This is a genomic window from Candidatus Phaeomarinobacter ectocarpi (assembly GCF_000689395.1).
Lineage (GTDB): Bacteria > Pseudomonadota > Alphaproteobacteria > CGMCC-115125 > CGMCC-115125 > Pyruvatibacter > Pyruvatibacter ectocarpi.
Genome location: NZ_HG966617.1, coordinates 2,861,176 through 2,882,775 on the forward strand (window position 1 = coordinate 2,861,176; position 21,600 = coordinate 2,882,775).

The following is a 21,600-nucleotide window of genomic DNA, read 5'->3' on the forward strand; positions in this document are numbered from 1 at the left end:
GGAGAGATCGATCCATGAGCCTTACGCATCTCAATGCCACTCCGGCAAACCCGGACAAAACGGTCATTCTAGGCGCCGGTTTTGTCGGCGCAGCGACTGCCCGTCACCTGACGGCCGCAGGCGCTGACTGCACAGCCCTTTCCAGCAAGGACCTGGATCTTCTTGCCGATGGAGCTGCCGACAAGCTGGCAGGCCATCTGACACCGCAGACAACACTCGTTATCGTTTCCGCCCGCGCCCCGGTCAAAAACCAGCAGATGCTCATTGAAAATCTGCAAATGCTGGCGCCGATCTCTGAGGCCCTGGCCAAGGTCACCCCCGCGCACGTGGTCTATGTGAGTTCAGACGCCGTCTACAAAGACAAGGATGGCCCACTGGATGAAACCTCCTGCGCGGAACCTGGCAGCCTGCACGGGGTCATGCATCTGGCACGCGAAGTGGCTCTCGCGGACGTCGTGGGAGAAACTCCTTTCGCAGTCGTGCGCCCCAGCCTCCTCTACGGGGCAGGTGATCCCCACAACGGCTATGGCCCCAATCGCTTCCGCCGACTGTCAAACACAGGCCAGACCATCACGCTCTTCGGCGAAGGTGAAGAACGCCGCGACCACATCCACATTGATGATGTCGGCACACTGATTTCACGGATCATCCGCCAGAAGAGCACCGGCGTCCTCAACATCACAACCGGCGAAGTCGCGTCCTTCAGGGAGATTGCTGAGAAAGCCAATGCCCTTGCAGGTGGTAAATCGGCCATTGAAGGGTCACCACGTGTCGGCGAAATGCCTCACAATGGTTATCGACCGTTTGACGCGTCGGCTACATATGCGGCTTTCCCTGACTTCAAATACCTGTCGATCGACGAGGGCCTGGCCAAAGCACAGGCCGAAGCGGACAAGGACGGAAATTAAGCTGAATATCAGGTTGTCAGCCTCACGGCTTGGCACGCCCGCTGACCCATGGCATGAATTTTGGTGGCCAACCCGCCCAGCCCACTTCCAGCCCTCTATGGTGGACCCGAACAATGACTGCGCCAGCCTGCCGCTCCTGCGGCACACCACTCACCCGCACGCTTGTGGACCTCGGCAAGACACCGCTGGCAAACTCCTATGTCCCACCAGAGGACGCCGCCACCCCTGACGAATACTATCCGCTGCACGCCCGGGTCTGCGAGACCTGCTTCCTGGTGCAGGTAGACGATGTCGTGCCGCCGGAAGCCATCTTTCGTGACTACGCCTATTTTTCCAGCTTTTCCGCAGGCTGGGTTGAACACGCCCGCAAATACGCTGAGCAGGCCATCTCAAAATTTGATCTGGGTCCTGATGACCTGATTGCCGAAGTTGCTTCCAACGACGGATATCTGCTTCAGCATTTCGTCAAGGCGGGCCTGCCGGTCCTTGGCATCGACCCGGCACTTGATGCCGCCGAAGCTGCCCGAGAACGCGGCGTCAGAACAGAGACCGAGTTCTTCGGTCACGACAGCGCAACCAAGCTGCGCGGCACCTATGGTGCTGCCTCGGTCATTGCGGCCAACAACGTGCTCGCACATGTGCCGGACATAAATGACTTTGTGTCTGGCTTTTCTGCCTTGATGGCAGAGGAGGGCGTTGCGAGCTTTGAGTTCCCGCACATTCTCAATCTTCTGGAAAAAGTCCAGTTTGATACGATCTATCACGAGCACTTCTCGTATCTGTCTTTGCACGCAGTTGAGAAATGCTTCGCACGTCATGGCCTGCGCGTCTTCAACGTCGAAGAACTGCCAACCCATGGCGGCAGCCTGCGCGTCTGGGCTTGCCACTCAGCCAGCAGCCGTCAGGCAGAATCCGGGCTTGAAGCCATTCGTAAAAAAGAGTCTGACTTTGGAATTGCCACGACCCAGGCCTATGACGGGTTCCCTGCAAAGGTGGATGCCATTAAGACCGGGCTGCTTGCTTTCCTTACGAAAGCGAAGTCAGAAGGCAAGACCGTTGCGGGTTATGGCGCCGCAGCCAAGGGCAATACGCTCCTCAACTATTCCGGCGTCACTGCTGACCACATCAGCTTCGTGGTCGATGCGAACCCAATGAAACAGAACACTCTCCTGCCGGGCAGCCGCATACCCGTGCACGGGCCCGATGCACTGTCAGAGCGCAAACCAGACTATGTGCTGATTTTGCCATGGAACATTGCGGAGGAAGTCGCCACCAGCATGTCCCATATCTCCGATTGGGGTGGCCGCTTTGCCGTTGCGGTACCACAGCTGACGATACTGCCGTGATCATCACGCCAACAGCCATTGAAGGTGTGGCACACCTGGACATAGATCCGCACAGGGATGAGCGCGGATTTTTTGCGCGCTCCTATTGTCCCCAGGAGTTGGCGGACGCGGGATATGACTTCAATCTGTCGCAAGCCAATGTTTCCTACAATGCACGCAAAGGGACACTCCGCGGACTTCACTACCAGGCAGCTCCGACTCCGGACCCGAAGATCGTGAGATGTGAACGCGGATCCATCTGGGACGTCGCATTGGATCTGCGCCCTCACTCCAATACCTACCTGCAATGGACAGGTGCTGAACTCAGCGAGGCCAATGGACGCGCGCAGATCATTCCGGCCGGCTGTGCCCATGGCTTTATCAGCCTCGAAGATGACAGTCAGGTGCTCTACCTGATGGGCGCTGCCTATGTTGCGGATCTCGCCCGCGGCGTACGTTGGAATGACCCGGCATTTTCAATTGACTGGCCACTGATGCCAGAGGTGATTGGCGACCGCGACGCAAACTATCCCAACTTCGAGGTCACCTGATGCGGGTTCTTGTAACAGGGGGAAGCGGCTTTGTTGGGGCGCCAACAGTTCGACAGCTCACAGCCGCTGGCCATGAGGTCATCGCACCGTCCCACCGCAGCTATGACATTCTTGACGCATTGGGACGCGCACAGCTGATATCAGATGCCAGGGCAGACACGCTTATCCATCTCGCGTGGGAAACGCGGCATGCCTATTTTTGGGTAGCCCCTGAGAACGTGCAGTGGCGCGATGCCAGCATTGATCTGTTTCGCAGGTTTCTCGACGCAGGCGGCACGCGCATCGTGATGTCGGGAAGCTGCGCTGAATATGATTGGCAGAACGCCAGCACAGACCCTTTGCACGAAACGACAACGCCTTGCATTCCCCACATGCCCTATGGCGACGCAAAGCTTGAGACCCTTCATGCCTGTTCCGAATTCATGGATGCAGGCGCATCAATCGCGTGGGGTAGGCTCTTCTTCCTGATGGGCCCTGCTGAAAACCCGTTGCGGCTTGTCCCTGCAATTGTCCGTCCGTTGCTATCGGGCAAACGCGCCTCCATGAGTGCTGGCACCCAGATACGCGACTTCATGGATGTCGATGACGCAGCAGGAGCCTTTGTGGCTCTGGCGGCATCAAATGTCACCGGCCCCGTCAATATCGCAAGCGGTGAAGGCCTGGCCCTGCGCGAGATCGCGCAATACGCCTTTGATACCATTGCCAATGGAGAACTGGGCCTGGGCGACCTGCCCATGCGACCCGTTGACCCTCCTGTCTTGCTGGCAGACGTGGATCGACTGACGCAGGAAGTCGGGTATACACGGCAGTATGATTGGAAGAGCTCAATCGACAGATGCATTGCTTATTGGAGAACACAGGCGCCGCTCTAGGCCAGACGGCTCCAAGGCAACACGCTGGCCTAGTCGGCGTAGCCGAGTTCTTTTTCGATTGCGCCGCAAAGCATCTGCCCCAGCAGGATATGCATTTCCTGCACACGTGCCGTCGTGGCTGACGGAACAACCAGCAACGGGTCCGCAACGGCACCCAGGCTTGCACCCCCATTGCCCGTGAGCGCCGCAGCACCGATGCCTGCTGCCTTGGCGCACTTGAGCGCCTCAACCACATTGGCGCTGGTGCCTGATGTCGTGATGCCAATGGCCACGTCGCCGGGCTTGCCGATCGCTTCGATCTGCCGCGAGAACAGCTGCTCAAAGCCCAGATCATTGCCGATGGCGGTAATCGTGCTGGTGTCAGTCGTCAGTGCGATGGCCGCAATGGCAGGCCTGTTCTTGATGTATCGGACAGACAGTTCCGTTGCCAGGTGCTGGGCATCTGCCGCGCTGCCACCATTGCCAAAAAACATGAGCTTGCCGCCATTTTTCAGGCTGCTGACGCATAGCTCGAGCAACGCTTCAAACGGTTCACGCAGGTCTGCCCGCGTCGCGGCCACCACGGCGGCGTGCTCTTCCAGTTCGTCGTCAAAAAACGATGATACGTGCACTGAAGTCCAGCTCCCCTGCGCTGCCGAAGCACCGGCAACCCTGAGGGGTTCTCATACAGGGTTTTGGCTTGTAGCGCCAAGTCCTGCTGAGGAGATGGTGAACCACTCGGCCAAAAAGAGTTCGCCCGCCACGCACATGCCACGGGTCAGAAGCATGCGTATGACGGGCGAGGTCGCTTGTGCGGGATCATCCGGGGGAGGGAATGGCCCGCACAAACGGTTTGGCGGATGTCTGTTGGTCCCTACTGCCCTTGGGCAACCGAGAAGCCGGGTGTTCCATCAATCATCTGAAGCCGCTCCACATGGCACCACCGGGCAAATTTGGAGATGCGGGCCATGAGTTCAGCCATCTGCTGTTCAGGCAGATCGTCCTGCGGTGCGCGGCTTGCAAAGCGGCAGCGCCAGTGATCAGCAAAATCAGCCATCGGGACGGTTCCGGGATAAACCTTGAGACCCCGGTTCGAGATCATTGCAAGAGTGAAAGGCAGGCCCGCGGACGCCGCCTTCAGGCAGGCCGCAAGCTCAGTGGGGCTGCCGCCATATTCCACAAAGATGTCCATGCCGGCGTCAGTCCGCTTTGTCGGCGCTGAGACCGCCGTCGTCTGCGGCTTGCCTTTTGGCAGCTTTAAGGACGCTTTGGGAGCCGGCGGGCAATGCTGAGACCGTTGCCCCAGATTGCTGATGACCCGATCCGCAAAGGCGGATGTCGATCCTGCCTTCTCGTTGCGAGGCCCAGCCATGTCAGCTGTCAGGTCTTTGCCGTCCTCCAGCGTCACATATAGCGCCTGCTCGATGCGCTCGGCAGCTGCAAGTTTGCCGCCCTGGCGCAGCATCATGATTGCTGCCAGGAGAAGGGCCGTCGGATTGGCAAGACCCTTGCCAGCAATATCGGGGGCGGACCCGTGTACCGCTTCAAACATCGCCATCCGGGCACCAAGATTGGCGCTGGGGGCAAGCCCCAGTCCACCGACCAGGCCTGCTGTCAGGTCGCTGATGATGTCACCGTTCATGTTGGTGGTGCAGATCACATCGAAGTCTTCCGGCGACATCACCAGCCGGTGCGCCAGATTGTCGATGATCATGTGGTCAGACTGAATGGTCGGGTGCTTGCCAGCCACATCTTCGCAGGCCTGTTTGAAAAGACCCTCGGAGAGTTTCATGATGTTGGCCTTGCTCGCCACCGTCACCCGCTTGCGGCCTTCAGCTTTAGCCAGCGCGAAAGCGGCTTCGGCGATCTTGGTAGAGCCGGCCCGTGTGATGAGTTTCAGGCACTGCGCCACATCCGGCGTCTGCATGTGCTCGATACCGGCATACAGGTCCTCGACATTCTCACGCACCACCACCAAATCGATGTTCCGGTCCATGTAAGGGGTGATGACGCCGGGCAACCGCCGGGCAGGCCGCACATTGGCGTAGAGTTCAAAATGCTTGCGGAGGGTCACATTTGCGCTCTTGCCGCCGGCGCCGATGCCGGTTTCAAGCGGGCCTTTGAGCACCAGTCCGGCTTTCGCTATTTCATCCAGCGTTTCACCCGGGAGGCCCGAGGCTGCTCCCTTGGCGTTTGCTGACGCACCTGCCTCGCATGTGGTCCAGTCGATACGCGCGCCGCCTGCGACCAGAATACGCTGTGTCGCTTCCATGATTTCCGGGCCGATACCATCACCAGGCAAGGCAACTGCCTTCAAGGCTGAAGGAACCAGCTTTGGCTGACGCTTGGTGACTGTCTCTGGCGCGACAACGTAGTCTGCGTCAAGTTCATCAAAATCATGCTCAAGGGCGGTATTCAGTGTCATAGGTCGTCTCCAGTCGGGAGCGAGGGTCAGGCAACAGCGGTGACCGTCGATGACCTCAACCTAGGAAATTGAATTACATTGATACATTCGATTTACTTGTATAAATACATAGACATTATCTATGAATAGGATTGCCCCTGATGCCGACGTTGCGCCAGTTGACCTATCTCGTTGCCATTGCTGAGACCGGCCATATGGGGCGCGCCGCAGAACGCGCGGGTGTCACCCAACCAACTCTGAGCGCGCAAATCGCCGAGCTGGAACGCAAACTCGGTGTGAAGCTCGCCGAGCGCGGACGCTCCGGCGCGATGCTGACGGATATCGGTCGCGACACCGTAAAACGCGCCCGCGACATTCTAAGTGCCGTGGAAGACCTCAAGGACCACGCGGCCGGTGCTCAGACAGGACTGGCCGGCACCATGCGCCTTGGCGTGCTGCCCACCATCGGGCCTTACCTGCTGCCGCACATCCTGCCAGCCTTGCACAGTCGCTATCCCGATCTGCGCCTTTATGTTCGGGAAGACTTTCCCGGTCCGCTCGAAGCCGGTTTGCTGGAGGGCCGCTTTGATCTGTTGATCGCATCCCTGCCTGTGGACATGGGCGGGCTTGAAACCGCCCCGCTCTTTCGCGAGGAGATGCAGCTTGCGCTCCCCCATGACCACATTGCTGCCAGCGCAGAAGAAGTGCCCCGCGCATTGTTGAGAGGCGAGGACTTCCTGGGGCTTGAATCCGGTCACCGCTATCACACCCAGGTGCGGGACCTGTGCGAGGAGCTGGGTGCCCGTTTGTTGCCGGACTACGAAGGCACCAGCCTCGACACTCTGCGTCAGATGACAGCCATGGGCGCAGGACTGACCTTCCTGCCAGCCCTGTATGTGCACTCGGAGATTGGTCCGAAGGGAAAACGTCAACGTGCTGAAGTGGCAGCCCGCAGCATCACACCCCGCGCGCCCAGCAGAACCGTCGGACTGGTGTGGCGACGTCAGGCCGCCAACCGGCAGGACTATGAGACACTGACGCAGCTGATCCGAAAGCGGATGAAATCCCTCAAGATTGACGGGGTCAATGTCGCGAGCTGACTACAGCCTGTCACTGTAGGTGATGGCATCGCTGCCCGCAGGCAACGACCAGAAGTCACCATCCGCAGCAATCGCCACGGGCCCATCATAGGCATCGGCCACATCTTCCATGAATGGGCCTTCAAGAGCAGCAAGCGGCAGCGCAGGCACAATATGGTGGAACACAAGCATGCCCACACCTGCTTCCTGTGCGATCTCCGCTGCCTGCACGGGATAAGTATGGTAGTCGAGAATATCGATGGTGATCTTCTCGATATTAGCTTGACCTGCCTTGCGCGCCGCCTCGGTTATGAGGCCGACCAGCTGGGGCGACAGGGCTTCATGCAGCAGCAGGTCTGCGTCTTTCGCAAAGCGCGTCAGATTGTCGGACTTCACCGTATCGCCTGAGATCACAAGCGACCGGCCCATATAGGTAATGAGATAGCCAACCGCGGGTGACACCGGCGTGTGATCCACCTTGAAGGCAGTAATTGTCAGCCCGTCTTCATCGAACACGACAGCCGCCTCGCCATCGGCAGGTTCCGGGAAGGGAACAGCCGTCATGCCCGCACCGGACGCCGGTGCAATGTCATCGCCATGGTGAGCGGTGCGATACACGAAGTCCTGTGCATAGGCTTCATTGAAACCATTCACGACCCGCTCGACGCCCTCTGGCCCATGAACCGGCAGCGGCGACGTGGCCGTACGGTTGACCCAGCGCTGCATGGCAAGTTCGCCAAGTCCGTCTATGTGGTCGGAATGAAAGTGGGTGAGCAGCACACCATCTATGGCGGCGGGCGGCAGCTGCATCTGCGCCATGGTCCGCACACCTGCCGAGCCCGCATCAACCGCAAAGACGTGCCGCGCGTCGCCCTGCTTGGCAATCACCAGGGCACAGGGGCCACCGCGCGACGGGTCAGGCAGCGGCGCACCGGCACCACACAGGCCAACATGCAGGCCATCCACCAACTCACCCAGGGGATCAGCGCTCAGATTGCGTTCGATGACCCCGGCCATCAGACCAAGGGCGATCCGCTCGCGCATGAAATAGAGGACCGCCGCAATGACCGCGCCAACAACCACCAGCCCCAACAGCACTTTGCCCAAACGACCCATTTTCTCGCCCTCACAGGTTCACTAATGTGCTGCATTATATAAATTGGCAGCTATATTGCCATAACAATCGATACCGCCATGCGGCACCGCATGGGAGGGTCCCCCGACTTTTTTGGCAAAATGGCTTGAAAGCCCTCGCCAAACGCCGTATTTCCCGCGTCGCCCAATAAGTCGCACGTGCCCGTAGCCGCTGGACGATCAACAACACCAGCAGCCAAAAGCAACGACGGTGAGGGCTTTTTTGGTCTCAGTCGGTCCTCCACCCATCGGCGACGCTAAAGAGGCACACCTTCCTTGCCCGCGTGAGGACTTGGGGATGCTCCCAACTCCAATCCGGCATCAAACAACCCGGCGATGTTTCGAGCCCGTTTGGTCAATGAAACAGACCCGGATCTGTCAGGCTTCTGATTGCACCTGTGCATTGCGTCTCCAACACGCCATCCACGGGCATACACTCATAAGGCCTGATGTATCTGGAACTGGGAGACCACCCCAATGGTGACCGACCGCATCAAAGATTTCCTGCGCACCACCCGATCAGACGAACCGTTTGTTGTCGTCGATCTGGATGTGGTGCGTGACAACTACAATCGCCTGGCTCGCGCCCTGCCGGAAAGTCGCGTCTATTACGCGGTGAAGGCAAACCCGGCCCCTGAAATTCTGGCGTTGCTCGCCAAACTTGGCTCGTCCTTTGACGCAGCCTCCATTGCTGAAGTTGAGATGGTTCTGGCCGCCGGCGCGAGCGCTGACCGCATCTCCTTTGGCAACACAATCAAGAAAGAACGCGACATCGCTCGCGCCTACACCCTCGGCGTGCGCATGTTTGCCGTTGATTGTCCCGAAGAAGTTGAAAAAGTAGCGCGCGTCGCCCCCGCGTCCCGTGTCTTCTGCCGCATCCTGACCGACGGCGTCGGCGCTGAATGGCCTTTGTCGCGCAAATTCGGCTGCGTGCCCGACATGGCCAGCAATGTGTTGCGTCACGCCCATGACCTTGGCCTTGAGGCCCATGGCGTGTCCTTCCATGTCGGCTCTCAACAGCCGGACACAGGTGCGTGGGACCGCGCCCTTGAAGACGCCAGCACCATCTTCCGCACCTTGGCGGATCAGGGCATCCACCTCAAAATGGTCAACCTCGGTGGCGGGTTTCCAACCCGCTACCTCAAGGAAGTGCCGACATCCGAAGACTATGGCAAAGCGATCTTCGGAGCCCTGCGCCGGCATTTCGGCAACCAGATTCCCGAGACGATCATTGAACCAGGCCGGGGCCTGGTGGGAGATGCTGGCGTCATTCGTGCCGAAGTCGTGCTGGTCAGCCGCAAGACACAGGAGCCGGACGCGGACCGCTGGGTCTATCTTGATATCGGCAAGTTTGGTGGTCTGGCGGAAACCATGGATGAGGCGATCCGCTACCCGATCCGCACCCCCCATGATGGCGAACGCACGACACCTTGTGTGGTGGCAGGACCCACCTGCGATTCCGCGGACGTCCTGTATGAAAAAACGCCCTATGATCTTCCCGTATCTCTCACCATCGGCGATGAGATACTGATCGAGGCAACCGGCGCATACACCACAACTTATGCCTCGAATGGCTTCAACGGGTTTGCCCCCCTCAAGTCGTACATCATCTGAGCTGGACACCTACGCCACGGACAACTGCGCCCGGGAGAGAGAAGACCATCATGACCACCAAGACCCCCTGGCCCGTTTATCACAAGATCTCCGGCCCCATCGTCATGATCGGCTTCGGCTCCATTGGTCGCGGTACGCTTCCCTTGATCGAACGACACTTCGATTTCGACAAAAGCCGAATGGTCATCATTGACCCAAGCGATGCCGGAAAGGCCCTGGCAAACAGGCACGGTATTCGCTTCATCCAGCGAGAGATCACCAGCGACAACTACAAGGACGTTCTGACACCGCTGCTCACGGAAGGTGAGGGTCACGGTTTCTGCGTCAATCTCTCTGTAGATGTCGGCTCGGTCGACGTCATGCGCTTGTGCCGGGAAATCGACGTGCCTTATATCGACACGGTGGTGGAGCCGTGGTTTGGCTTCTATGTCAATCAGGACAATGACCCGGCGGAGCGCACCAACTATGTCCTGCGCGAAACAGCCCGTACGGAAAAACGCAACAGTCCCGGCGGCACCACGGCTGTCTCTTGCTGTGGCGCCAATCCCGGCATGGTGTCGTTCTTCGTCAAACAGGCGCTCGTCAATCTGGCGACTGATCTGGGTCTAGAGTTTGAAGAACCCGCTGCCGATGACCGCGAAGGCTGGGCCCGGCTCATGCAGCGCACCGGCACCAAGGGAATTCATATTGCCGAACGGGACACACAGCGCGCGAAAACACCAAAACCACTTGGCACCTTCGTCAACACCTGGTCCGTAGACGGATTTATTTCCGAAGGGCAGCAACCTGCCGAACTTGGATGGGGTACCCATGAAAAATGGATGCCGGACAACGCACACCATCAAGAGGACGGTACAGGCTGCCAGGCCGCGATCTATATGACGCAACCCGGTGGCGCCACAAAAGTGCGCACGTGGTGCCCGACACCGGGTGCACAGCATGGCTTTCTTGTGACCCACAACGAAAGCGTCTCCATCGCGGACTTTTTCACTGTCGGCGAAGGCACCACGCCGGAATATCGCCCCACCGTGCACTACGCCTACCATCCGGCAGATGACGCCGTTGTGTCTTTGCACGAACTATTCGGCAATGAAGGAAAACCACAGGCCATCTATCACATCCTCGACGAAGACGAGATCGTGGACGGCATCGATGAGCTGGGCGTTCTGCTCTATGGCCACGCCAAAAACGCCTACTGGTATGGCTCTCAGCTTTCCATAGAGGAAACCCGGGAACTGGCGCCCTATCAGAACGCCACCGGACTGCAGGTCACATCTGCTGTCATTGCCGGCATGGTCTGGGCCATCGAAAATCCCAATGCCGGGATTGTTGAAGCCGATGAGCTTGACTACAAACGCTGCCTTGAAGTGCAACTGCCCTATCTGGGGCCAGTCAAAGGCTATTACACCGACTGGACGCCTCTTGAGGGCCGCCCCGGCTTCTTTGCCGAGGACCTGGATGAAAGCGACCCCTGGCAGTTCAGGAATGTGCTTGTACAGCCCTAGTTACGGTTAACGGCCAAACAGGTCTGGCCAGCCCGCCGGTCCAATGGCAAGGTCTGCTCCAAATGCCACTTACCTGCTGACCGGAGCCATGTCATGCCTCGCACACTTTCGTTTCTCGGCCGCACGCGCACGCACGGGCTTGCCACCCTCGCAGCCTCCGCATTTGCCATCGCCAGCGTCGGACTGACAGGTACAGCAGCCGCCGGAACACTTGAGAAGATCGCCGCAGACGGGCGCATCACAATTGCAAATGTGGAAGACCTCGCCCCGTTCTCTTTTACGGGCGACGATGGCATTCCCGCCGGCCTGTCTATTGACCTCTGCCGCGCGGTCGTCACTGAACTGGCAACCCAGGTCCAGGTCCCGCTCATCTCCATCGATTATGTTCAGGTCACGGTCCAGTCGCGGCTTGATACGATTGTCAGCGGACGCGCGGATATGGAATGCGGCGCAACAACCGTCACGCTTGGTCGCCGCGAGCGGGTGGATTTCTCAGTCCCATTTTTTGCGTCCGGCGCGTCTGTCGCGGTTGCAGACGTCCAGTCTGTCCCAAACATCGAGGCATTGTCAGGAAAACGCATTGCCGTCATTGAAGGCTCAACCACACAGAACGCGATAAAGAGCGCCATTCGGGCCGAGCGCATCAATGTGGATGTCATCGCCGTCGAACGTACAGCCGATGCAGTGCAGGCCATCAAGGATGACAAGGTGGACGCCATTGCCCATGACAAGATGATCCTCGTGGATCTGATGCAGGACCCTCTGGGCGCTGATCTGGTCGCCTTGCCCGGCCTGTTATCCTTTGAGCCTTATGGCCTGGTCCTTCCCCGTGGCGACGCAGATTTCCGTCTGGCGGTCGACCGCGCCATCATCGGCCTCTATCAGGATGGTGTGCTGGATGATCTCTATGAGAAGTGGCTAGCGCCTCTTGGCGCACGCCCCGGTGCCACACTGGACCGGATGCTGCAGTTGCAGGCCGTGCCTGAGTAGGTGCGTCAGGCCTGCATGTTTGACACAAAAAGGGCAGCTTCAAAAAGTGAAGCTGCCCTTTTTCTTGTAGCGGGATTGCGCCAACGGCATGGCTATTCAGCAGGCGTGTCCGCAGCATCAGATGACACAGCTTCCTTGACAGCGTCCGCCCCTTCTTTCACCGCTTCGGCAGTGGCTTCGACGGCGTCGTTCACAGCCTCGGCAACATCGTCCTTGTTTGCATCAATGGCCTCTTCGACAGCCTCCGCCGCGGCTTTTGCCCCCTCGGTCATGGCTTCAATAACAGCCTGAGTGGCTTCTTCCACCGCATCACGGGCGTCATCAAGAGACGCAGCCGGACCAGGCATGCCGCCAACGGGTACCAGACGCAGCACGTGCCCGCCTTCGCCATCGGTCAGCACGTAGATGCTGCCATCCGGTGCCATGCGCACATCACGCAGGCGCGGCGTGTCGTCACCTTCTGCATCAGGCACAACAACACGAATGGCTTCCTCGCCGGCAAGCTCGCCATCGTTAATAATGACGCGGCGCAGATTGCGGTCGGCAAACTCCTCGACATTCCCAGCTGCAAGCGCGGAGACGAGCAGGTCGCCTTCCCAGTCACTAAAGGCCTCACCAGACACAACCGCCATGCCTGATGGAGCGATCGATGGCGTCCAATAGGTCAGCGGCTGAGTGGACCCTTCAAACTCGGTCAGCGGCGATACATAGGCCCCGGTATAATCAAGGCCGAACGTGGCAAGAGGCCACCCGTAATTGCCCTTGGCTTCAATGATATTGATTTCGTCACCGCCCTGCGCCCCATGCTCATTTGAATAGATGCGGCCGGTAGAAGCGTCATGCACAATCGCCTGCGGGTTGCGGTGGCCGTAGGAGTAGATCTCGTCCCGCACGCTATCATCGCCCACATAGGGATTATCGGCAGGCACACTGCCGTCATCATTGAGGCGGAGCATCGACCCGAAATGATTGTCGGTGTTCTGAGACTGCTCGCGATAGTCAAACCCGTCGCCGCTGGTGACCATGAAGGTGCCATCCGGCAGGAAGGTCATGCGCGCGCCATAATGTACGAGGCTTGAGCGATAGGCGTCTGCTTCAAAGATCACCTCAAAGTTCTCAAGCGCACTGCCGGTGAATTCGGCCCGCGCCACCACCAGCGTGTTGCCCTTGTCGCGCGCGGCTGAATAGGTGAGATAAACCAGATTGTTAGCTGCAAAATCCGGGTGCAGAACCACGTCAGACAATCCGCCCTGCCCACCATAGATGACCTCAGGGGTGCCAGAAATGGGGGCCTCTACAAGCTGGCCGTCATCAATCAGCCGAAGCTGGCCGGTGAGTTCCGTTACCAGCATGTTGCCATCAGGCAAAAACGCGATGGACCAAGGGAAATCGAGCCCCTCCGCCACCGTCTCCACAGTGAACTGATCATCCGCTGCGGCGGTAACGTCCTGCGCCAGAGCCGGTGCGGCCATCACACCCGCCAGCATCAAGGCTCCCGCAACTGTGACCCGATCCAATCGATTAACCATGCCGCTTTCCCCGTTTCCGCCGTTTTATCTGTTCAATGCCAGTATCTGGCCCCCATATAGTACGCAAGATGGGGGCAACCGGGCTGGTTCTCAACGCCATCTTAAGCGAATATGCGGCATAAACGCGACGCTTTAACCGCGCCGCCTGATCGCAGATGCGATGATAAATGGGGGAGGACGAACCTGATGCGCATGGTTCTTGGATACATTCTGGCTGTTGTGGTGGTGCTTATTGTCGGCGCCGGTGCCCACGCCTTTTTCAATCAGGGTGACCTTGCAGCGCTCGGCGGAGAGTTTTCCATTGGCCAGCGCGTAGAATGGATCCTCCACGATATTGCGGGAATGGCGCGTCTTTATGGTCCAATCATGGGAGGCGCACTGCTGGTGGCCTTCCTGGTCGCAGGCCTCGTGTCCCGCTTCATGTCAGGCCTGCGCAGCATCGTGTTTGTCGTGGCAGGTGGCGTGGCAGTGGCAGTCGCCCTCACAGCTATGACCCAGGTCTTCGGCATTACAGCGATTGCCAGCGCACGCGAAATGGACGGCTTCATTGGCCAGATCATTGCCGGTGCTCTTGCGGGCCTCACCTATGTGATGGTCAAGCGCCCCGCATAAGCGGAAAAGGCGCTAAGGCGCGAGATCAAACGTCACGCATTCAATGTTGTGACCTTCAGGATCAATCACGAAGGCGGCGTAGTACTCCGGGTGATACATCTCACGTATCCCTGGCGCGCCATTGTCTTTTCCACCTGCGGCCATCGCCGCTTCATGGAACTGGCGCACCGCTGCGCGCGTCGCAACCCTGAAGCAGATATGCGTGGCCGGCATCTGCTGGCCGGTAGCCGCCAGCCAGAGATTGCCTTTACGGCCCTTGCCCATGGCAACGAAATGCGCACCACCCGTAACATCTGGTGGTAGCTCGGCCACGAGCTCCAGCCCGGCAGGGGCCAACGCTGCTTCATAAAACGCCTTGGCTTTCGCAATATCCTCAACGCTCAGCGTCACATGGTCGATGGTCAACGCCAGTTCGTCCGTCATGCGACTTCTCCGTGCTAGTCGTGAACACGCACGATCATGGACTGGCTGGCGGTCGCCATCAATTCGCCATCCTGAGCGAACTGCAGCATGCGCCCGTGGGCAAACCCGCCATGAACACCGTGGATTCGCGTATCGCACAGCACCCAGTCCGTAGGAACCACGTGCCGAATGCGCAGCGTATTGTCGAGGCTGTTGCCGCCGGCATTCTTGCCGAGCGCGTTGCCGACCGCTGACGGGATGAAATCCGCAATGATCGCGAGCATGCTGGTATCGATCTCACGGCCATCCTTCGGGCGGGCCCACAGATAAACCTCACCGTCATCACTTTTCACACCGTCCCGGCGCGCTTTGCCATAGCGGCCCTTGGCCACGCGCAATTCCATGTGGTCGTGTAGCTCTTCGTCGTCCCGGTCCCAGCGCTCCATGGGCGGGCAGTCTTCGGGCTGGGGCACTTCCGGCATGGTTGCCCATTGCTCGCTGTCATCAGTCGGCCGTTCGCCAAGCGCCGCACTGGCCGTGATGATCTCCTGATCCCCCACATGGGCCTTGGTCCGGGCCTGCGAATTGAACTTGCCCGAGACAGGCACTTCCACATCCACGTCAACAATGGAGCCAGGCCGCGCGAAAGAAAGATACTGCGCCGCGGCCCAGATCACCCGGCGGCCTGTCGTGCCTTCCATGGCCTTGATGGAAGCAGCAAGCCCGACGCCGCCAAACATGAACATGTTGCCCGTGCGGCCAACGCAGAGACCCGGCGTTACCTCAAGCGTCCAGCGATTGGGATTGTGAGTGGAACGAAGATCAAAAAAAGCGGAATTCGACATAAAACATTCAACCTGCAGGCAAAGAAAAAGGCATGCGCGTACCTAAGCGCGCGCATGCCTTATGACAACTACCGCAAACGTATACCCGCTAGGCGCACATTCGCAGAATTGGCCCTTTGCTAGTCCCAAAGCGACAGAATATGCGCCTGGTTGGGAGGCGTCTTGCCACCAAGCACCTCAAGATAAACGTCTTTCACCTTGTCGGCGCCAGCAGAGTGAATGACCTCGATCCACTTTTTGGTTTCAGGAATGAAACCGCCCCATGCCTTGGCAACGCGCTCCTGAAAACCAGGACCGCCCCATTCTTTCATCCGGCGCTCAATATGTGTGGGTGCAAAGAACAGTTCCACAGCAGGGCCGGGCAAATTCTCCTGACCACCGCCAACACTGTCCCAATGGGTGCCGCCAACAGCCGACGACACCTTGAGGTTGTCCTTGAAGTGGTTGTGCACATCAGCGCGCACAGAGGAGTTGCCCGCCATGTCCACAATACCTGTCGGCACAGAGGCATCCATGTCGGAAATCTTGTCGTAGGTCACAATCTCATCATAGAAGTTTGTGCCCTCGACAAACGCCACATTGGACGGCGAGGTAAGCCCCACCACGCGGACCTTGTCGCCACGGTTCTTCTTCAACAGATGTGCAAGGCCAAGCGAGGTCTTGGACGATGCACTGGTCAGAATGATTGTCTTGGCACCGAAAAAATCATTCTCCGCCAGCCAGTCATCAAGAATGAAGCTGGTGGTGAACAACGGCCGGAACAGCATAATCTGGTCTTCGTCATCCTTGGCATAAAGCGGATCAGACGTGGTGGCCATGAACTGGCTGTAGACCGGCGCAAGCTCACCGCGAACACCGGAGGCATCCATGAAGCCATGCTCGGAAATCCTGGCCGCCTTGGCGACACGGTAGTTGGACATCGGGAAGTACCCATAAACCCGCGACCCCACCGCCACGCCATCAGCGTTGGAGGCAACAATTTCGCCAAAGCCCCAGACCGGGATACGGCCGAATTCAGAACCTTCGCTACGGTCGGAGAAAAAATCCCAGTAGCGCATGGCATCGCCGAACACGGCATAGGTGATGTTGTTTGCTGTCAGAGAGAACCGCTCAACCTTGATGAGCACTTCACCAGCACCGATTTCAGGCACAGCACCGGTTGCAGCGCGAGTTGCGGTGAGTTCGCTCTTGCGGACTTCAAAATCAATGGCCTGATCGGACATGGATGCTTCCTCTTGATGGGGCGTATCTGATTACTGTTGCGGCGGAGTGTGCCACGGCCACACAGCCAAGTAACAGGGGTTTGAGCAAATGCATTTGCCTTTTTGATAGACGCCGGGCGCTTTGAGCGTTTATGTGCCCTCATGAACGAAATGCCCCGCACAATCTCTGGCAAATTTCAGGACCCGCACCTGACCGTCAAAGGCGAAAAACGCGCCTGGGTCATGCCACACACCCTAGAAACCCTGTGGATCAACACAGGAACCTTGTGCAATCTCGCCTGCGCCAACTGCTACATCGAATCCACTCCCACCAATGATGCGCTGGAATACATCTCCACCTCCGAGGTGGCCGAGCTGCTCGATGAAGCAGAGCGGGAGCATCTGGGTCTCAAGGAAATTGGATTTACCGGTGGCGAACCGTTCATGAACCCGGACTTTATTCCAATGCTCGGGGACGCCCTGTCGCGCGGCCACAATGCATTGGTGCTGACAAACGCCATGCGTCCCATGCAACGCCCGGGACCTGCTGAAGCCTTGCTGGCGCTGCAGGCCCTCTATTCGGCCCGCCTCACAATCCGGGTGTCCATGGACCACTACACGAGCCAGGTTCACGAAGAAGAGCGGGGGCCGGATTCCTGGGCCCCGATGATCGACGGGCTGATATGGCTGAACCGCAATGGCTTTCAGCTATCCATTGCCGGTCGGATGCTGTCGGGTGAAACCGAAGAAGACGAGCGCACCGGGTATGCAAAACTCTTTGCCGAACTCGATCTCGACCTTGATGCCACGAACCCGAATGACCTCGTGATCTTTCCGGAAATGGATGAGAGTACCGACATCGCAGAAATCACCACCGGGTGCTGGAAGACACTGAACAAGTCGCCCCGGGACGTGATGTGCTCCAATGCCCGCATGGCTGTTAAACGCAAGGGCGCCAGCGCACCTGCCATACTGGCTTGCACGCTGATTGCCTATGACGAACGGTTTGAATTGGGACCAACCCTCAAAGGCAGCATGAAGCCGGTGTCCCTGAACCATCCGCACTGCTCACGTTTCTGCGTCCTGGGCGGCGCCAGCTGTTCCAGCTAGTCAGACGTCAGAAAGGTGACCGCGCTTCACCCAGAGGCGGCATCCATCTGGTGACGCCATCGGCAGTTCCTGACCAGCCGCACGACGCAACCACGTGCCCTTGCCATACAGTACACCGCCATACGACAACGCGCCGTCCAGCACGAAAATCTCCTCGCCCCCGGCAGCATGCGCCTCAATGCCCGTTCCCGGCTGCAGGCGCTCTACTGAAACCTGCTCATAATCCGAGCAAAACAGCACCTGCCGCTCATACCCCGCGACACCGGCTGGCTCGAACGGGGCGGTCTTCGTATCAACATGGACAGTGCGATCTTCGTCGTCAGGCATTTGCCGCAGCTTGACGAGGATCACACAGCCATCATCCGTATGCGGCGCATGTGACGACCCTGGCGGGTTGCGCACATACGTGCCTTCAGGGAAGTCACCATCATTGTCTGAAAACGTACCGGACAGGACGATGTACTCCTCGCCCATGTCATGGCGATGGGCGGAAAACCGGCTGCCGGCAGCATAGCGCACTAAGCTTGTGGCCCGTGCAACCTCGCCGCCGTCGCGCTCGATCATGCGTCGCTCTACACCTGCCATCGGAGAGGGAACCCAGTCGATTGCCTGCGTGTCGACCTGCGCTGGCTGCGTCAGATCTGCAAAAAGCGTTATCGGGGCCTGGCTAGCCGTCTGCTGTGACATGTCTGGTTCCTTTGCTCAGGAGAGCGTCTTCGCGTTAGATAGGCGCAGAACTTTCCATGCGCCGCTCACAAGCCCGTGATGCCTGCCGACAAGGACACAAACCTGCCGTGACACGCCGAGCCCTCTTTCTGGACCGTGATGGCATCATCAACGTCGACAAGGGATATGTACACGACGCAAAGGACTTTGAGTGGATGCCGGGCATCTTCGAGCTGGCACGCACAGCGATCAACCTTGACGCAGCCCTGATCGTTATCACCAACCAGTCCGGTATTGCCCGCGGTTACTACACGGAAGAACAGTATCAGACTCTCACAGTCTGGATGCGCGCCCGCTTTGCTGATGAAGGCATTGCGCTAACGGACATCTTCCACTGTCCTCACCTCAACGGTCCTGACGGCCGCGACCACCCGATGCGCAAACCCAACCCCGGCATGCTCCTCACAGCCCGCGATACCCATGACATAGGCATGTCGGCGTCAGCCATGCTGGGTGACAAGTGGACAGATATGGAGGCTGGGTTCGCTGCAGGCGTCGGTCATCTGGGACTGGTCGGCACCCCGCGTGACGGCAGACCCAAGAGCACAGAAGAGCGACAGATACGTACCCTAGCTGACCTCACGGAAGCACGCGCCTGGATCAGCAGCATCCTCACACACTGAATGCACCGGAGGTAAAGCTCATGACCCAGGACAGTCGACATGGCAACTGCTAATGCGGGCAGGTGACTTACCGGATCAACGGGACGCCCCTGAAACTGGCAATCTGCCATTGCACCGAGTGCCAAAAGCAATCGGCCAGTGCGTTCGGCATGAGCCTTGGCGTCAGACCAGAGGACTTCGAACTCACATCTGGTGCTCTCAGCTCTTTCGACGTCACCTGCGATAGCGGCCGCACAAAGACATGTGCGTTCTGTCCTCAGTGCGGCTCACGCATCTACCACCAGACCGGAAACAACATGAGCATCAAGGCTGGCACCCTGAAGGATACATCAGGCCTCAAGCCAGATGCCCACTACTGGACCCGCAGCAAACAACCATGGATTACCATTCCCGCCGATGCACTCCAGTTCGAGGATGACGGCTAGCGCTAGCCGCGTATGAGCCGGCCTGGCAGCGCGCCCGTCGGCTGACCGTTTTCATATACCGTTTCACCGGACACAACCGTCGCCACATACCCATCGGCGCGCTGTAGCAGACGACGTCCGCCGCCTGGCAGGTCGTGGGCAATCTCAGGCGCGTGCAGGCGAAGCCCCGCATGATCAATCACATTGATGTCTGCCTTCATGCCCGGCTTGAGCAGGCCGCGATCAGACAGGCCTACCGCGCGCGCGGTTTGCGCTGTCTGCGCCCTGATGACAAAGGGCAGGTCCAGCTTCGGACCCCGTGTGCGGTCACGCGTCCAGTGCTGCAGCAACGTTGTTGAGAACGACCCGTCACAGATGGTGCCCATATGCGCGCCACCATCTGACAGGCCCATCACCGAGTTGGGGTGCTGCATCATGGCGTAGGACGGATCGAGCGACCCATTGGCATAGTTGAGGAACGGGAACAGCAACATGCCCGTACCCGGTCCACGCCCGCCATCTGCCATCAGATACTCAAGCGCCAGTTCTTCAACGCTCTTGCCCTGCGCCTTGGCCTGCGCCCCCAGCATCTTGTCCGGCGTCGGTTCATAGTCCGGCACGTCACCCAGCGGGAACATCTGGTCAAACTGCCGGATGAGCGATTGCACAAATGGATGGTCGGAAGACGGTTCATTGCTCAGCATCCGTGCCCGGAAAGCAGGGTCCGACAGCTTCGCCACTTTTTCAGCCAGCGGCGCGTCTTCGATTTCCGCGTAAGCCGGGTAGGCTGTGAACGGATTCAACGTCAGTTCAAGACCGACAAGAATGCCGACCGGCCGCGGCGCGACCTGCGCCCGCATCTCAAGCCCGCGCTCATTGGCCCCTTCAATCTCCGACAGCAGCCACTTCCAGGCATCCGGTGCCAGGTCTGTCTGCGCCACAGAAATCGACATCGGGCGGCCGGACTTCTCAACGATGCGCTGGAACATTTCCATTTCATCGCGGCGCTTCTTGAAGTCGGAAACGACCTGCAACACACCCTTGCCGGCCTTGCCGATCTCAAGGGCAATGCCCATCAGTTCGTCTTCCGCCGCCGTCAGGGTCGGCGTTGGATCACCTTCTGACGTTTGATGGTTCAGCGTGCGCGACGTCGTAAAGCCGAGTGCACCCGCTTCAATGGCTTCGCGTGCCAGGGTGGCCATCGTTGCTATGTCATCGCCCGTCGCCATATCGCGATTGGCGCCACGTTCACCCATCACGAACACACGCAATGCCGCATGGGGAACCTGAGCGGCAAAGTCGATGTCAAAAGTCTTGCTGCTCAGGCTGTCGAGATATTCCGGGAAGCTCTCCCAGTTCCAGGGAAGGCCATCCGCCAGCACCGGAAAGGGGATGTCCTCAACGCCTTCCATCAGCCGGATCAGGCGCGTGTGGTCTTCGGCTTTGCAGGGCGCAAACCCGACACCGCAATTGCCCATGACGGCAGTTGTCACGCCGTGCCAGGACGACGGCGTGAGCTGACTGTCCCACGTCACCTGGCCATCATAGTGGGTATGGATGTCGACGAAGCCAGGCGTTACAAGCGCGCCATCAGCATTAATTTCGCGGGCAGCTGTGCCGGACACAGATCCGACCTCCGCCACAACGCCGTCTTTGACCGCAACGTCGCCAGAAAAAATCTCGCCGCCGGACCCGTCAGCGATGCGTCCGCCACGAACCACCAGATCAAATGTGCTCATTCGACCGCTCCCTGTATTTGTTTCCGCGGGAGACTAGCAGGGGTCAA

21 protein-coding genes are annotated in these 21,600 nt (G+C 58.9%); 12 read left to right on the plus strand and 9 right to left on the minus strand.

What is annotated here, in order from left to right:
- Nucleotides 1–14 precede the first annotated feature (14 nt).
- The 4 genes from BN1012_RS13675 to BN1012_RS13690 all read left to right on the plus strand — a co-directional run bounded on the left by BN1012_RS13675 (nucleotide 15) and on the right by BN1012_RS13690 (nucleotide 3,656).
- On the plus strand, nucleotides 15–908 hold the full coding sequence (locus BN1012_RS13675; protein ID WP_043950027.1) for an NAD-dependent epimerase/dehydratase family protein: 894 nt from the start codon (nucleotides 15–17) through the stop codon (nucleotides 906–908).
- Nucleotides 909–1,021: 113 nt separating this feature from the next.
- Complete coding sequence (locus BN1012_RS13680) at nucleotides 1,022–2,254, plus strand: class I SAM-dependent methyltransferase (protein ID WP_043950028.1); 1,233 nt, start codon at nucleotides 1,022–1,024, stop codon at nucleotides 2,252–2,254.
- The gene (locus BN1012_RS13685) at nucleotides 2,251–2,784 is read left to right on the plus strand and encodes a dTDP-4-dehydrorhamnose 3,5-epimerase family protein (protein WP_043950029.1); all 534 of its coding nucleotides are present in this window, start codon (nucleotides 2,251–2,253) and stop codon (nucleotides 2,782–2,784) included. Before BN1012_RS13680 ends, BN1012_RS13685 begins: the two co-directional genes overlap by 4 nt.
- Nucleotides 2,784–3,656 carry an NAD-dependent epimerase/dehydratase family protein gene (locus tag BN1012_RS13690; RefSeq protein ID WP_052535355.1) on the plus strand — a complete coding sequence of 291 codons (873 nt, stop codon included), beginning with the start codon at nucleotides 2,784–2,786 and terminating at the stop codon, nucleotides 3,654–3,656. The genes BN1012_RS13685 and BN1012_RS13690 overlap by 1 nt, the downstream gene beginning before the upstream one ends.
- Before the next feature lie 29 nt (nucleotides 3,657–3,685).
- Here BN1012_RS13690 and BN1012_RS13695 read toward each other — a convergent pair whose 3' ends face one another.
- Nucleotides 3,686–4,267, minus strand: a complete 582-nt coding sequence (locus tag BN1012_RS13695; RefSeq protein ID WP_043950031.1) for an SIS domain-containing protein — start codon at nucleotides 4,265–4,267, stop codon at nucleotides 3,686–3,688.
- A gap of 242 nt (nucleotides 4,268–4,509) precedes the next feature.
- Entirely contained in the window at nucleotides 4,510–6,060 is a 1,551-nt protein-coding gene (locus tag BN1012_RS13700) for an NADP-dependent isocitrate dehydrogenase (RefSeq protein WP_081826409.1), read from the minus strand.
- A 140-nt stretch (nucleotides 6,061–6,200) separates the two neighbouring features.
- On the opposite strand from BN1012_RS13700, the gene BN1012_RS13705 reads away from it, so the two are divergent.
- Nucleotides 6,201–7,139 carry a hydrogen peroxide-inducible genes activator gene (locus BN1012_RS13705; RefSeq protein ID WP_043950032.1) on the plus strand — a complete coding sequence of 313 codons (939 nt, stop codon included), beginning with the start codon at nucleotides 6,201–6,203 and terminating at the stop codon, nucleotides 7,137–7,139.
- Here BN1012_RS13705 and BN1012_RS13710 read toward each other — a convergent pair whose 3' ends face one another.
- Entirely contained in the window at nucleotides 7,140–8,234 is a 1,095-nt protein-coding gene (locus BN1012_RS13710; RefSeq protein ID WP_043950033.1) for an MBL fold metallo-hydrolase, read from the minus strand.
- A gap of 495 nt (nucleotides 8,235–8,729) precedes the next feature.
- Between BN1012_RS13710 and BN1012_RS13715 the strand changes: the two genes are divergently transcribed.
- The 3 genes from BN1012_RS13715 (at nucleotide 8,730) to BN1012_RS13725 (ending at nucleotide 12,361) form a co-directional block, all read left to right on the plus strand.
- Entirely contained in the window at nucleotides 8,730–9,866 is a 1,137-nt protein-coding gene (locus BN1012_RS13715; RefSeq protein WP_043950034.1) for a type III PLP-dependent enzyme, read from the plus strand.
- Nucleotides 9,867–9,916: 50 nt separating this feature from the next.
- Nucleotides 9,917–11,371, plus strand: a complete 1,455-nt coding sequence (locus BN1012_RS13720) for a homospermidine synthase (protein WP_043950035.1) — start codon at nucleotides 9,917–9,919, stop codon at nucleotides 11,369–11,371.
- Between the two features lie 93 nt (nucleotides 11,372–11,464).
- Nucleotides 11,465–12,361: an amino acid ABC transporter substrate-binding protein gene (locus BN1012_RS13725; protein ID WP_043950036.1), complete on the plus strand. Its 897-nt coding sequence runs from the start codon at nucleotides 11,465–11,467 to the stop codon at nucleotides 12,359–12,361.
- Nucleotides 12,362–12,453: 92 nt separating this feature from the next.
- Here the strand turns inward: BN1012_RS13725 and BN1012_RS13730 are convergent, their stop codons facing one another.
- Nucleotides 12,454–13,890 (minus strand): PQQ-dependent sugar dehydrogenase, encoded by a 1,437-nt coding sequence (locus BN1012_RS13730; protein WP_081826410.1) that lies wholly within the window; start codon nucleotides 13,888–13,890, stop codon nucleotides 12,454–12,456.
- Between the two features lie 186 nt (nucleotides 13,891–14,076).
- Between BN1012_RS13730 and BN1012_RS13735 the strand changes: the two genes are divergently transcribed.
- Nucleotides 14,077–14,502, plus strand: a complete 426-nt coding sequence (locus BN1012_RS13735; RefSeq protein ID WP_052535359.1) for a hypothetical protein — start codon at nucleotides 14,077–14,079, stop codon at nucleotides 14,500–14,502.
- 12 nt (nucleotides 14,503–14,514) lie between these two features.
- Here the strand turns inward: BN1012_RS13735 and BN1012_RS13740 are convergent, their stop codons facing one another.
- From BN1012_RS13740 to BN1012_RS13750, 3 genes are all read right to left on the minus strand, one after another.
- Nucleotides 14,515–14,925: a VOC family protein gene (locus BN1012_RS13740; RefSeq protein WP_043950037.1), complete on the minus strand. Its 411-nt coding sequence runs from the start codon at nucleotides 14,923–14,925 to the stop codon at nucleotides 14,515–14,517.
- 14 nt (nucleotides 14,926–14,939) lie between these two features.
- Entirely contained in the window at nucleotides 14,940–15,749 is an 810-nt protein-coding gene (locus tag BN1012_RS13745) for an acyl-CoA thioesterase (RefSeq protein WP_043950038.1), read from the minus strand.
- Between the two features lie 119 nt (nucleotides 15,750–15,868).
- The gene (locus BN1012_RS13750; RefSeq protein WP_043950039.1) at nucleotides 15,869–16,972 is read right to left on the minus strand and encodes a DUF2855 family protein; all 1,104 of its coding nucleotides are present in this window, start codon (nucleotides 16,970–16,972) and stop codon (nucleotides 15,869–15,871) included.
- 141 nt (nucleotides 16,973–17,113) lie between these two features.
- On the opposite strand from BN1012_RS13750, the gene BN1012_RS13755 reads away from it, so the two are divergent.
- A complete protein-coding gene (locus tag BN1012_RS13755; protein ID WP_043950040.1) occupies nucleotides 17,114–18,061 on the plus strand; it encodes a radical SAM protein in 948 nt (315 codons plus the stop codon).
- On the opposite strand, the gene BN1012_RS13760 is transcribed toward BN1012_RS13755, so the two are convergent.
- Nucleotides 18,062–18,748 (minus strand): cupin domain-containing protein, encoded by a 687-nt coding sequence (locus BN1012_RS13760; RefSeq protein ID WP_197538308.1) that lies wholly within the window; start codon nucleotides 18,746–18,748, stop codon nucleotides 18,062–18,064. It abuts the gene before it with no gap.
- A gap of 107 nt (nucleotides 18,749–18,855) precedes the next feature.
- Here BN1012_RS13760 and BN1012_RS13765 point away from each other — a divergent pair, with 107 nt between their 5' ends.
- Both BN1012_RS13765 and BN1012_RS13770 read left to right on the plus strand, forming a co-directional pair.
- Nucleotides 18,856–19,410: a D-glycero-alpha-D-manno-heptose-1,7-bisphosphate 7-phosphatase gene (locus tag BN1012_RS13765; protein ID WP_043951119.1), complete on the plus strand. Its 555-nt coding sequence runs from the start codon at nucleotides 18,856–18,858 to the stop codon at nucleotides 19,408–19,410.
- A 62-nt stretch (nucleotides 19,411–19,472) separates the two neighbouring features.
- The gene (locus BN1012_RS13770) at nucleotides 19,473–19,835 is read left to right on the plus strand and encodes a GFA family protein (RefSeq protein WP_081826411.1); all 363 of its coding nucleotides are present in this window, start codon (nucleotides 19,473–19,475) and stop codon (nucleotides 19,833–19,835) included.
- Nucleotides 19,836–19,837: 2 nt separating this feature from the next.
- Here BN1012_RS13770 and BN1012_RS13775 read toward each other — a convergent pair whose 3' ends face one another.
- On the minus strand, nucleotides 19,838–21,553 hold the full coding sequence (locus BN1012_RS13775; RefSeq protein WP_043950042.1) for an N-acyl-D-amino-acid deacylase family protein: 1,716 nt from the start codon (nucleotides 21,551–21,553) through the stop codon (nucleotides 19,838–19,840).
- Between the last annotated feature and the right edge of the window lie 47 nt (nucleotides 21,554–21,600).

What these genes read in the sequence shown, in the direction of transcription:
- BN1012_RS13730 (WP_081826410.1), bottom strand. Translation starts at nt 13,890, where the DNA reads ATGGTTAATCGATTGGATCGGGTCACAGTTGCGGGAGCCTTGATGCTG.
- BN1012_RS13750 (WP_043950039.1), bottom strand. Translation starts at nt 16,972, where the DNA reads ATGTCCGATCAGGCCATTGATTTTGAAGTCCGCAAGAGCGAACTCACC.
- BN1012_RS13675 (WP_043950027.1), top strand. Translation starts at nt 15, where the DNA reads ATGAGCCTTACGCATCTCAATGCCACTCCGGCAAACCCGGACAAAACG.
- BN1012_RS13715 (WP_043950034.1), top strand. Translation starts at nt 8,730, where the DNA reads ATGGTGACCGACCGCATCAAAGATTTCCTGCGCACCACCCGATCAGAC.
- BN1012_RS13775 (WP_043950042.1), bottom strand. Translation starts at nt 21,553, where the DNA reads ATGAGCACATTTGATCTGGTGGTTCGTGGCGGACGCATCGCTGACGGG.
- BN1012_RS13760 (WP_197538308.1), bottom strand. Translation starts at nt 18,748, where the DNA reads ATGTCACAGCAGACGGCTAGCCAGGCCCCGATAACGCTTTTTGCAGAT.
- BN1012_RS13690 (WP_052535355.1), top strand. Translation starts at nt 2,784, where the DNA reads ATGCGGGTTCTTGTAACAGGGGGAAGCGGCTTTGTTGGGGCGCCAACA.
- BN1012_RS13745 (WP_043950038.1), bottom strand. Translation starts at nt 15,749, where the DNA reads ATGTCGAATTCCGCTTTTTTTGATCTTCGTTCCACTCACAATCCCAAT.
- BN1012_RS13740 (WP_043950037.1), bottom strand. Translation starts at nt 14,925, where the DNA reads ATGACGGACGAACTGGCGTTGACCATCGACCATGTGACGCTGAGCGTT.
- BN1012_RS13680 (WP_043950028.1), top strand. Translation starts at nt 1,022, where the DNA reads ATGACTGCGCCAGCCTGCCGCTCCTGCGGCACACCACTCACCCGCACG.
- BN1012_RS13755 (WP_043950040.1), top strand. Translation starts at nt 17,114, where the DNA reads ATGAACGAAATGCCCCGCACAATCTCTGGCAAATTTCAGGACCCGCAC.
- BN1012_RS13705 (WP_043950032.1), top strand. Translation starts at nt 6,201, where the DNA reads ATGCCGACGTTGCGCCAGTTGACCTATCTCGTTGCCATTGCTGAGACC.
- BN1012_RS13700 (WP_081826409.1), bottom strand. Translation starts at nt 6,060, where the DNA reads ATGACACTGAATACCGCCCTTGAGCATGATTTTGATGAACTTGACGCA.
- BN1012_RS13735 (WP_052535359.1), top strand. Translation starts at nt 14,077, where the DNA reads ATGCGCATGGTTCTTGGATACATTCTGGCTGTTGTGGTGGTGCTTATT.
- BN1012_RS13720 (WP_043950035.1), top strand. Translation starts at nt 9,917, where the DNA reads ATGACCACCAAGACCCCCTGGCCCGTTTATCACAAGATCTCCGGCCCC.
- BN1012_RS13710 (WP_043950033.1), bottom strand. Translation starts at nt 8,234, where the DNA reads ATGGGTCGTTTGGGCAAAGTGCTGTTGGGGCTGGTGGTTGTTGGCGCG.
- BN1012_RS13725 (WP_043950036.1), top strand. Translation starts at nt 11,465, where the DNA reads ATGCCTCGCACACTTTCGTTTCTCGGCCGCACGCGCACGCACGGGCTT.